Here is a 9733-nt window from a genome sequence, read left to right on the forward strand (position 1 = left end):
GCGCTGGTGCGGGCCGCGCTGGCCGCCGGCGGCCGCGACAACGCGACCGCGATGGTGTTGCGCGTGCGCGGCCTGGCCGACGCCGAGCTGCACGACGCGCTGCGCCGCGGTCGCGACCTGCCGGTGCCGCCGCGGCTGAAGGTCGGCGACCGGCTGGACAGCTTCACGATCACCGCGCGCGTCGCCGACAACGGCGTGCACTGCCTGTACCAGGCGCGCAGCGACGAAGCCGATGCGCCGCTGGTTGCGCTGAAGACGCTGCACCTGTCGCGCGCCAACGATCCGCAGGAGCGCGCGATGCTGGCGCACGAAGCCTGGCTCGCGTCGCGCGTCGCGGCCACGCACGCCGACGGCTTCGTGCGGCTGCGCGAGCTGAAGGAGCCGACCGCCTTCTACGTGGCCTACGACTGGCACGCCGGGCGCACGCTGGAGCAGCTGCTCGCGAGCGGCAGCGCCGGCACGGTGGCCGAGGCGACCGATGCGGCGATCGCCATCGTGCGCGCGCTGGCCCGGCTGCACCGCCTGGGCGTCGTGCACCGCGACGTCAAGCCGGCCAACCTGCACCGCGGCGACGATGGCCAGTGGCGCCTGCTCGACCTGGGCGTCGCCGTCTCGGGCCGCGAGCCGCGCGTGCTGCGCAGCCTGCATGCCGGCACGCCCAGCTACATGAACCCCGAGCAGTGGGCCAGCGACGACAACGCGGCCGGCGAGGCGGCGAACGCGCGCAGCGACCTGTTCGCGCTCGGCGTCACGCTGTACCAGTGGCTGACCGGCCGGCTGCCGTACGGCGAGGTGCAGCCCTACCAGCGCGGGCGCTTCCGGAGCGACCCCAAGCCGCCGTCGCGGCTGCGCCCCGAGGTGCCGATCTGGCTCGACCACGTGCTGCTGAAGGCGGTCGCGCTGGACCCGCGCCAGCGCTTCGAGACCGCCGAGGAGATGCTGCTCGCGCTGGAGCGCGGCGCCTCGCGCCAGCTGGCCGCGCCACCCGCCACGCCGCTGGCGCGCCGCGACCCGCGGCTGCTGGGCAAGGTCGCGCTCGGCATCTCGCTGCTGCTGAACCTGCTGCTGGTCTACTGGCTGCTGTTCCTGCCCCGGTAGCCCGGATGCCAATCCGGGGCGGCGTCTCGATGCGTCCCGGATTGGCATCCGGGCTACGGGCCTGATCATTGGCGCACCTGCAGCCGCGTGGTGTGGAAACCGCCGGCGTCGGCCGCGACCGCCGGCCGCGCGCGGCCGCCCTTTTCAGCCCAGGTGCGGGTCCAGCGGATCTGCAGCACGCGCATCACCACCAGCATCACCAGCGCCAGCGCGGCGAACAGCGCGAAGCCCCACGCGTAGGTGCCGAGGTACTGCTTCGACAGGCCCATCGCGTTCGGCACCAGGCCGCCACCGAGCGCACCGATCTCGCCGATCATCGAGCCGGCCACCGCGGTGGCCGCCGGCCAGCGCAGCGGCACCAGTTGGAACAGCGCGCCGTTGCCGGCCCCGAGCGCCGCGAAGCACAGCATCAGCAGCAGCGTCGTGACCACCAGCGAGCCGGTGGCCAGGCCCGCCAGCACCAGGCAGGCGGCGACGACGACCAGCACCACGCTCAGCGTGTTGACGCCGCCCCAGCGGTCCGAGATCCAGCCGCCCACCACGCGCAGCGCGGCGCCCATGAAGGCGGCCAGCATCGTCAGCTGGCCGGCCTGCACCTTGCTGACGCCGAACTGGTCGTAGTAGTAGGAGGGCAGGAAGGTCGTGAGCCCGATGAAGCCGCCGAAGGTGACGGCGTAGATCAGGCTGAAGGCCCAGCCGTCGCCTTCGAACAGGCAGGCCACGTGCTCGCGCAGGCTGGCGTGGCTGTCGACGTCGGGCGGTTCCTTCGCGAGCACGATCATCACCAGCATCGGGATCGCGATCGCGGCCGCCGCGACGCCGTATACCGCCTGCCAGCCCAGCCACTGCGCGAGCGGCGGCGCGATCAGCACCGACACCGCGGTGCCGACGTTGCCGGCGCCCACCAGCCCCATCGCGAGGCCCTTGTGCTGCGGCGGAAACCAGCCGGCGCCCAACGACAGCGCGACGCCGAAGCTTGCGCCGGCGATGCCCAGCAGCACGCCCATCGCCAGCAGCTCGTTGAAGCTGTGCACGAAGAAGAAGCCGAACAGCATCGCCAGCGCGATCAGCCCCATCTCGACCAGCGTGGCGTTCTTGCGCCCGATGTACTGCGCCAGCACGCCGAGCGGAAAGCGCATCAGCGCGCCGGCGATGATTGGCACCGACAGCATCAGCCCCTTCTGCGCCGGCGACAGCCCGAAGGTCTCGCTGATGAAGGGCGCCATCGCGCCGTTCAGCACCCAGATGCAGCAGGAGAATGCGAAGTACAGGAAGGCCGCGAACAGCGTCGGGCCGTGGCCCGCGCGCAGGAAGCTCTTGAAGGAGGTGGACATGTGCAGCGCCGAAGCTGTTGGCACATGAATGCCCACATCGTCGTGAGCATCACCCGCGGTGCGGAGGCAAGGTCGGGTGCAGCGTCACACCCGGGCTGTCTGTTGCAAGCGTCGTGCCAGCGCCGCGGTGCGCCGCGCTGGTATGGTGCGGTCCTTGCACATCCCCTGCGGTTTCTCCTCTGACGACGACGCTTCCGGCTGCTTGTTCCATGACCTCTGCCCTTGTCCTGCTCGGTCCGTCCCACGGCCTGCCCACGCTGTCGGCCGACCTGCAATCGAGCGGCATTCACGTGCTTGGTGCGGTCGGCTGCGGCAACTTGGTGCGGGAAGCCATCCGGCTCGGGCCCGACCTGGTCGTTTGTCACGATGCGGCGGGCGATGCGACGGTGTTCGAGGCCTGCGCGCTGCTGGCCGCGACGGCGCCGCGCCCGGTGGCCTTGTTCACGCAGGATCCCGACGCGCAGAAGATCGAACGCGCGCTCGCCAGCGGCATCCAGGCCTACGTCGTCAACGGCTATGCACCGGCGCGGCTGCGGCCGGTGCTGCAGCTGGCGCAGGCGCGCTTCGCGCAGGAGCAGAAGCTGAAGGCGGCGCTCGACGACGTAACGCACCGCTTCGAGGAGCGCAAGCTGGTCGACCGGGCCAAGGGCATCCTGATGCGCGCGCGCCAGGTGTCCGAGGACGAGGCTTTCCGGGTGCTGCGCACGGCGTCGATGCACAGCAACCAGCGTGTCGGCCAGGTGTCGCAGCAGGTGATCGAGGCGGCGCGCTACGCCGAGGCGGTGAACCGTGCCGGCCAGCTGCGCATGCTGTCGCAGCGGGTCGTGAAGCTGTATGCGCTGTGCGCGCTGGGGGTCGACACCGGCACGCATGCGGCGCTGCTGGAGGCGTCGCGCGAGCGCATCGACGCCAACCTGCAGGCCTTGCGCAAGAGCGTGTCGCAGGCGACGTTCGGCGACCTGCTGGATGCCGTCGAGGTGCCGTGGCAGCGGCTGAAGGCGGCGCTGGCCGCCGCGCCCGAACGCCGGCTGGTGGCCGACATCGATGCGCTGGCCGAACGCGTGCTGGGGCAGGCCGACCAGCTGACCAGCAACCTCGAGACGGCCGGGCTGGTGGCGACGCTGCACGTGCTGAACGTCTGCGGGCGCCAGCGCATGCTGTCGCAGCGCTGGGCCAAGCAGGTGCTGCTGGCCGAGCTGCTGGACGGCGAGGCCGCGGCGCAGGCGCGCGCCGCGGGGCACGAGGCGGGCGCGGCCTTCGATGCGGCGATGCGCCACCTGGACGAGATCCCATTGAGCACGCGCGAGATCCGCGACTCGCTGGAGGCGGCGCGCGAGGCCTGGCTGGTGCTGACGCGGGCCGAGGCGCAGTCGGCGACGCTGCCTGGGCGGCGGGCGCTGGGCGAGGCCAGCGAGAGCCTGCTGGGCCTGTTCGAGCAGCTGACCGACCAGTACGAGCGCAGCATGCAGGTGCTGATGGGGTAAAGAGTCTCGCCATCCCCCGCAAGTCGGGGGGGCGGTGCAACTGTGTACCGCTATGATGAACAGAAGAGACATGGGAAGCGGCTGAAGGGGGCGAAGAGGACGCCCGGCCGCTTCAAAGCAGCAAACCACCCATCGCATGACAGATACCAAGCCCCTGGCCGTGCCCGCGCGCGTCGACAACGCGCGCGCGCTGACCGCATCGCTCGGGTTGGCACCGGAGGCGCTGGGCGCCCTGGTGTTCACGCTCGCCGACCGGCTCGACGCCTCGCTGGGCATCAAGGAAGCGGCCAGCGGCCGCTATGTGTACGCCAACGGCCGCCTGGCGGCCCTGGTCGGCCGCTCGCCCGACGGCTTGGTCGACGAGGACTGGCTCGATCCGGCCCAGGCCGCGACGCTGCGCACCGCCGACCAGTCGGCGATGGTGCAGACGCTGCCGCAGGTCAGCGAGCACCGCATCGAGCGCAAGGGCGTGCGGCGCGAATACAGCGTGACGCGCCAGGCGCTGGCCTCGGCCGAAGGTGGCGCGCCGCGCTACCTGTGCTGCCTGTGGATCGACCAGACCGACCAGCGCCACCACGAAACCCAGTTGCAGCTGGCCCTGCAGCAGCTCGAGACGCAGCAGCAGGCGAGCGAGGCCTTCCGGCGCGAGATGCAGGACCAGGCGCTGCGCGATTCGGTGACCGGGCTGTACCAGCGGGCGCACTTCGACGACCAGCTGCGCCGCGAGGTCGACCTGTCGTCGCGCGAGCACCGCGAGTTCGCGCTGGTGTCGGTGGCGCTCGATCCGCTCGGCGAGCAGGTGCGCGCGCTCGGGCCCGAGGCGCGGCAGCGGGTGCTCGAGGCGCTGGGGCGGCTGCTGCGCAGCAACACGCGGGCGATGGACGCGTCGTGCCGGCTCGAGGAAGACCTCTTTGCGGTGCTGCTGTCGGGTGTCGGGCTGGCGACGGCGCATGCCCGGATGGAAGGGCTGCGGCGGCAGTGCGCGACGCAGATCGTGATGCTGAACGGCCAGGACCTGGGCTTCACGGTGTCGATGGGGGTGGCGAGTTTTCCGCACACCGCCCACACGCAGGAGGAGCTGTTGCAGGCGGCGGATGCGGCGTTGGCCGAGGCGCGCCGCCGCGGCGGCAATCACGTGACCTTGGCGAGCATTCGCTTCGAGACTTCGTGATCGCACGAACCCCGGATTGGCATCCGGGCTACCTGAATTCGCAGCCCGGATGCCAATCCGGGTTCACGTCAATCCTTTGTAGAGCATGTAGCTCGCGAGCCCGTACAACAGCGCCGCGAACACCTTCTTCAACTTCGCCGTGTCGATCCGGTGCGCCGTGCGCGCCCCGAGCGGCGCCGTGGTCACGCTGGCCGCGGCCACCACCACCAGCGCCGGCAGGTAGATGAACCCGAGCGCCCCCGGCGGCATGTCGTGCAGCGACCAGCCGGCGTAGATGTAGCCCAGCGTGCCCGCCAGCGCGATCGGGAAACCGAGCGCCGCGGAAGTCGCGACGGCGGTGCGGATCGGCACGTTGCACCAAGTCATGAACGGCACCGACACGAAGGCGCCGCCGGCCCCCACCAGCGCCGACAGCATGCCGGTCACGCCGCCCGCGGCGAACATGCCCGCGCCCGCCGGCAGCTGCCGCGTCGGCTTCGGCTTCTTGTCGAGGAACATCTGCGTCGCCGAGAAGCCGACGAACAGCGCGAACAGCAGCGCCAGCAGGTGGGCCGGCAAGGCCTTCGCGACCTGCGCCCCGAGCAGCGAGCCCAGCACGATGCCGGGCGCGAACAGCTTGACGATGTCCCAGCGCACCGCGCCGCGCTGGTGGTGTGCGCGCACCGACGAGATCGACGTGAAGCAGATCGTCGCGAGCGAGGTGGCCACCGCCATCTTGATGACGTAGGCCTCGGGGAAGCCCTTCAGCGTCAGCAGGAAGGTCATGAACGGCACCAGCATCATGCCGCCGCCGACCCCCAGCAGGCCGGCCAGGAAGCCGGTGAAGGATCCCAGGATCAGCAGTTCGACGATGAGTTGCCAGCCCAGCCCGAGGCTCATGCAGGAGCCCGTTCGAGCAGCCGCAGCACGGCCTGCCATTCGGCCTGCGTGACCGGCGTGATCGACAGCCGGTTGCCCGGCTTCAGCACCACCATCGACGAAAGCGTCGGCGACTCGCGCATCTCGCGCAGCGACAGCAGCCGCGTCTTGCGATCGAGCGCGACGTCGACATGCCACCAGCGCGGCTTGTCGGCCGTCGCCTTGGCGTCGAAGTACTTGCTCTTCGCGTCGAACTGCGTGGCATCGAGATACGGCTCGCCCGCGACGCGCGCCAGGCCGGCGATGCCCGGCTCGGGGCAGGACGAGTGGTAGAACAGCACGCCGTCGCCGATGCGCATCTGGTCGCGCATGAAGTTGCGCGCCTGGTAGTTGCGCACGCCGACCCAGGGCACGCGATGCGCGGGCGCCGCGGCCAGGTCATCGATCGAACATTCGTCGGGCTCGCTCTTCATGAGCCAGAACTGTTCGGTCATGGGTGCTGCAGGCAATGGAGGAATAAGGTGTCCGTCGCGAACCGTGAGCCGCATTCCTGAACCCAGGGAGTTCAGGTGGGCGAGGTCAGCCGGGCTTCGGGTTCATCTGACGCGAGACGATCACACCAACCGGGCGATGTTCCAAGCCCTGGCTCATAAGAGCATCGGTTCAAGGAAATATAAAACTCACGCGAACGCAACGGACCCGAAAGATTCTACGCGCGCACTTCGCCGCGAGTGTGTCCGTTCAGAGCAATTGCCCGTCCGCCCCAAGGGCTTGGTCGACACGGGCGATCAAAGCGTCTATGTCGACGTCTTCGCTGTTGCTCGATGAAGCGACGGGAGCGGGCGATGACTTCGGCGCCGCAGGGCGTTCCGCCAGTGCATAGGCGAGATTGAGGGCCGCCAGCACCGCGATGCGCTCGCGCGCCTTGACGCGGCCGCCGTCGCGGATCGCGCTCATTTCGCGGTCGACGTTGCCCACGGCTTCGAGCAGCGACTGCTCGCCGCCTTCGGGGCAGCCGAGGATGTAGCTCTGCCCCATGATCGTGACTTCCATCTGCTTCATTTGGTGCGGCCTCCGGTGTCGGCACCGACCGCGGCGGGATCGGCCGGCAGGCGTTCGAGCAGCGCATCGATGCGCCCGCGCGCCGCGTTCAGGCGCGAGCGCAGGTTGTCGCGTTCATGCGTCACCGCGGCGAGTTGTTGTTCGAGCAGGGCGTTGGTGCGCTTGAGTTCATCGTGCCGCAGCAGCAGCCGCTCGACGCGTTCTGCAAGTTCGTGGATCTTGGCCATGGCGCACCAAAGGTGGATGTGTCGGCCGATTGTAGAGGTCCGCCCGGCACCTGCTTACAATCCCGCCCGTTGGTGCCCGTGCCGGTTCTCACGCCGGTGCAGTTAAACGGGAAGCAGAGGTTGCACGACCGCCACGGTCGCGCGGCCCGCCTGCGCTGCCCCCGCAACGGTCAGCGGACGAAGCCGATCGGCTTCATGCCTGCACATCGCCACTGGAGTCTTGCGGCTCTGGGAAGGTCGCAGGCGTCGTTCCGCCAGCCCGGATACCGGCCAACAGGGCGGCGCCGCGCGCGAGCGTGGCGTCATGGGTGCGCACCAGCGGGGAAGCTGGCGTGCACGGCTTGATCGGTTGTCCCTCATGAACCCTCGTCATTCGCAGCGGCGCGTGCCTGTCGCGCTCGGCCTGCTGGCCGGCGCCTGCGCCGCGTCCTTCCCGTCCTTCGCCCAGACCGCCGCGGTCGCGGCCGACGGCACCAACATCCTCGCGCCGGTCATCGTCAGCGCGACGCGCTTTGCCGAAGACGCCGGCAAGCTGCCGTTCGGCGTCAGCGTGATCACCGCCGCCGAGATCCGCGAAGCGGGCGTGTCGACGGTCAACGAGGCCATCATGAAGCTGCTGGGCGTGCCCGGCCGGCTCGACTTCTACGGCGGCGGCGACTATGCGCTCGACCTGCGCAACTTCGGCACCACCTCCGACAGCAACCAGGCCGTCATCGTCGACGGCATCAAGATCAGCGAGGCCGACCTGGGCGGCACGCGGCTGGCCGGCATCCCGATCGACGCGGTCGAGAGCATCGAGGTGATCCGCGGCAGCGGCGCGGTGCTGTACGGCGAAGGCGCCACCGGCGGCGTGATCGTCATCAACACCAAGGCCGGCAAGGGCCTCAAGCGCGCCAGCGGCGGCCAGGCCTATGCCGCGCTGGGCAGCCATGCGCTGCTCGACACGCGCGCCGGCGCGACGCTGGCGGCGGGCCCGCTGACGCTGGACGTCACCGGCAACCACCGCGAGACAGACAACCACCGCGACAACTTCCGCGCCGAGAACGAGGGCGCGTCGGCCACCGCGCAATGGCAGCTCACCGACGGGCTGCGCATCGGCGCGCTGACGAGCTGGGACACGCTGTCCACCGGCCTGCCGGGTTCGCTGACGGCGGCGCAGTACGCCGACAACCCGCGCCAGACCAGCAAGCCGAACGATCACGGGGACCTCCGCAACCGCCGGCAGGCCCTGTTCGCGAACGCCGCGCTCGGCGACTGGCAACTGGGCCTGGACGCCGGCTGGCGCGACAAGTCGCTCGACACGACGGGCAGCTCGACCTACAGCTACGACATCAACGCGAAGACGCTCGGCCTGCGCGCACGCCACAGCGCGCCGCTGGCCGGCGGCAGCAATGCACTGGTGGTCGGCTTCGACCACGGCGACTGGAAGCGCGACGTGCATGGCGCCTTCGGCAACACCGCCGACCAGCGTTCGCGCGCCGTCTATGTCAAGGACGACCACACCTTCGCCGGCGGCACGCGCGTCAGCCTGGGCGGGCGCAGCGAGCACGTCGAGAAGAACTACGACGACGGCTTCAACCCGGCCGGCCTCGAGGACACGCTGCATGCCTGGGAGCTGGGCCTGCTGCAGCCGCTGTCGGCCGCGGCCTCGGTGTACGGCCGCATCGGCAGCAGCTTCCGGCTCGCGAATGCCGACGAGTTCAGCTTCACGACGCCGAACCTGCCGCTGCGCCCGCAGACCTCGCGCGACGTCGAGCTGGGCCTGCGCTGGAAGGCCGACGCGACGCGTGCCGAGTTGCGCGTGTACCGCAGCAAGCTGACCGACGAGATCGGCTTCGACCCGACCGCCGTCAACGCGTTCGGCCCGAGTGGCGCGAACATCAACTTCGAGCCGACGCGCCGCCAGGGCGTCGAGGCCGAGCTGTCGCAGGGGCTGGGGTCGACGGCCCATGTGCGCGTGGTCGCGGCGTCGCGCCAGGCACGCTTCACGTCCGGCAAGTACGACGGCAAGGACGTGCCGCTGACCGCGAAGACCACGCTGGCACTGCGCGGCGACTGGGCCTTCGCGGCCGGGCACCGTGTCGATGCCGGCGTGAACCACGTGTCGTCGCAGACGCCGGACTTCGACAACATCTGCACCGTGCCGGCGCACACGACGCTGGACCTGCGCTATGCCTGGCAGGTGCAGCAGCTCGAGTTCGCGTTCGGCGTGAACAACGCGACCGACAAGCAGTACTACACGCAGGCCTTCCGCTGCGTGGGCGGGCAGACCAGTTCGATCTATCCGGAAGACGGCCGCAGCGTCACCGCCTCGGTCCGTCTCCAATTCTGACCATGCATGAACTGATCCTCGGCGGCCAGCGCAGCGGCAAGTCGCGTTGCGCCGAGTCGCGCGCGATGGCCTGGCTGGCGGTGCCCGGCCGCGAGGCCGCGCTGCTGGCCACCGCGCTGCCGGGCGATGCCGAGATGCGCGCGCGCATCGCGCGGCACCGCCGCGAC

10 protein-coding genes, 1 other RNA gene and 1 riboswitch are annotated in these 9733 nt (G+C 70.5%); of the genes, 5 read left to right on the forward strand and 6 right to left on the reverse strand.

Features of this window, described 5'->3' with window-relative positions; genetic code table 11:
• Positions 1-1098, forward strand: a 1098-nt coding sequence (locus AC1DYN_RS30080) for a serine/threonine-protein kinase (RefSeq protein WP_477966045.1), incomplete at its 5' end; no start/stop codon positions are given.
• 65 nt (positions 1099-1163) lie between these two features.
• Here AC1DYN_RS30080 and AC1DYN_RS30085 read toward each other — a convergent pair.
• Positions 1164-2432 (reverse strand): MFS transporter, encoded by a 1269-nt coding sequence (locus tag AC1DYN_RS30085; protein WP_477966047.1) that lies wholly within the window; start codon positions 2430-2432, stop codon positions 1164-1166.
• Between the two features lie 209 nt (positions 2433-2641).
• On the opposite strand from AC1DYN_RS30085, the gene AC1DYN_RS30090 reads away from it, so the two are divergent.
• Together AC1DYN_RS30090 and AC1DYN_RS30095 are read left to right on the forward strand one after the other, a co-directional pair.
• The gene (locus tag AC1DYN_RS30090) at positions 2642-3916 is read left to right on the forward strand and encodes a type IV pili methyl-accepting chemotaxis transducer N-terminal domain-containing protein (protein WP_477966049.1); all 1275 of its coding nucleotides are present in this window, start codon (positions 2642-2644) and stop codon (positions 3914-3916) included.
• Positions 3917-4052: 136 nt separating this feature from the next.
• On the forward strand, positions 4053-5087 hold the full coding sequence (locus AC1DYN_RS30095) for a sensor domain-containing diguanylate cyclase (RefSeq protein WP_477966051.1): 1035 nt from the start codon (positions 4053-4055) through the stop codon (positions 5085-5087).
• Between the two features lie 63 nt (positions 5088-5150).
• Here the strand turns inward: AC1DYN_RS30095 and AC1DYN_RS30100 are convergent, their stop codons facing one another.
• From AC1DYN_RS30100 to AC1DYN_RS30120, 5 genes are all read right to left on the reverse strand, one after another.
• Positions 5151-5966 carry a sulfite exporter TauE/SafE family protein gene (locus tag AC1DYN_RS30100; protein ID WP_477966053.1) on the reverse strand — a complete coding sequence of 272 codons (816 nt, stop codon included), beginning with the start codon at positions 5964-5966 and terminating at the stop codon, positions 5151-5153.
• On the reverse strand, positions 5963-6439 hold the full coding sequence (locus AC1DYN_RS30105; protein WP_477966055.1) for an EVE domain-containing protein: 477 nt from the start codon (positions 6437-6439) through the stop codon (positions 5963-5965). Before AC1DYN_RS30105 ends, AC1DYN_RS30100 begins: the two co-directional genes overlap by 4 nt.
• A gap of 26 nt (positions 6440-6465) precedes the next feature.
• Positions 6466-6646, reverse strand: a non-coding RNA gene (gene ssrS, locus AC1DYN_RS30110) — 6S RNA.
• A gap of 40 nt (positions 6647-6686) precedes the next feature.
• Positions 6687-7007, reverse strand: coding sequence for a cell division protein ZapA (locus tag AC1DYN_RS30115; RefSeq protein WP_477966057.1), 321 nt, complete (start codon positions 7005-7007; stop codon positions 6687-6689).
• A complete protein-coding gene (locus tag AC1DYN_RS30120) occupies positions 7004-7234 on the reverse strand; it encodes a cell division protein ZapB (RefSeq protein ID WP_477966059.1) in 231 nt (76 codons plus the stop codon). Before AC1DYN_RS30120 ends, AC1DYN_RS30115 begins: the two co-directional genes overlap by 4 nt.
• A 53-nt stretch (positions 7235-7287) precedes the next feature.
• Positions 7288-7523, forward strand: a riboswitch (cobalamin riboswitch).
• Positions 7524-7592: 69 nt separating this feature from the next.
• Here AC1DYN_RS30120 and AC1DYN_RS30125 point away from each other — a divergent pair.
• Positions 7593-9566: a TonB-dependent receptor gene (locus AC1DYN_RS30125; RefSeq protein ID WP_477966061.1), complete on the forward strand. Its 1974-nt coding sequence runs from the start codon at positions 7593-7595 to the stop codon at positions 9564-9566.
• A gap of 2 nt (positions 9567-9568) precedes the next feature.
• Positions 9569-9733 (forward strand): bifunctional adenosylcobinamide kinase/adenosylcobinamide-phosphate guanylyltransferase (locus AC1DYN_RS30130; RefSeq protein ID WP_477966063.1); only part of this gene is annotated, 165 nt, incomplete at its 3' end.

The sequence above is a fragment of the Rhizobacter sp. P2_D12 genome (assembly GCF_056404395.1).

What these genes read in the sequence shown, in the direction of transcription:
- AC1DYN_RS30085 (WP_477966047.1), bottom strand. Translation starts at nt 2,432, where the DNA reads ATGTCCACCTCCTTCAAGAGCTTCCTGCGCGCGGGCCACGGCCCGACG.
- AC1DYN_RS30125 (WP_477966061.1), top strand. Translation starts at nt 7,593, where the DNA reads ATGAACCCTCGTCATTCGCAGCGGCGCGTGCCTGTCGCGCTCGGCCTG.
- AC1DYN_RS30115 (WP_477966057.1), bottom strand. Translation starts at nt 7,007, where the DNA reads ATGAAGCAGATGGAAGTCACGATCATGGGGCAGAGCTACATCCTCGGC.
- AC1DYN_RS30095 (WP_477966051.1), top strand. Translation starts at nt 4,053, where the DNA reads ATGACAGATACCAAGCCCCTGGCCGTGCCCGCGCGCGTCGACAACGCG.
- AC1DYN_RS30105 (WP_477966055.1), bottom strand. Translation starts at nt 6,439, where the DNA reads ATGACCGAACAGTTCTGGCTCATGAAGAGCGAGCCCGACGAATGTTCG.
- AC1DYN_RS30090 (WP_477966049.1), top strand. Translation starts at nt 2,642, where the DNA reads ATGACCTCTGCCCTTGTCCTGCTCGGTCCGTCCCACGGCCTGCCCACG.
- AC1DYN_RS30120 (WP_477966059.1), bottom strand. Translation starts at nt 7,234, where the DNA reads ATGGCCAAGATCCACGAACTTGCAGAACGCGTCGAGCGGCTGCTGCTG.
- AC1DYN_RS30100 (WP_477966053.1), bottom strand. Translation starts at nt 5,966, where the DNA reads ATGAGCCTCGGGCTGGGCTGGCAACTCATCGTCGAACTGCTGATCCTG.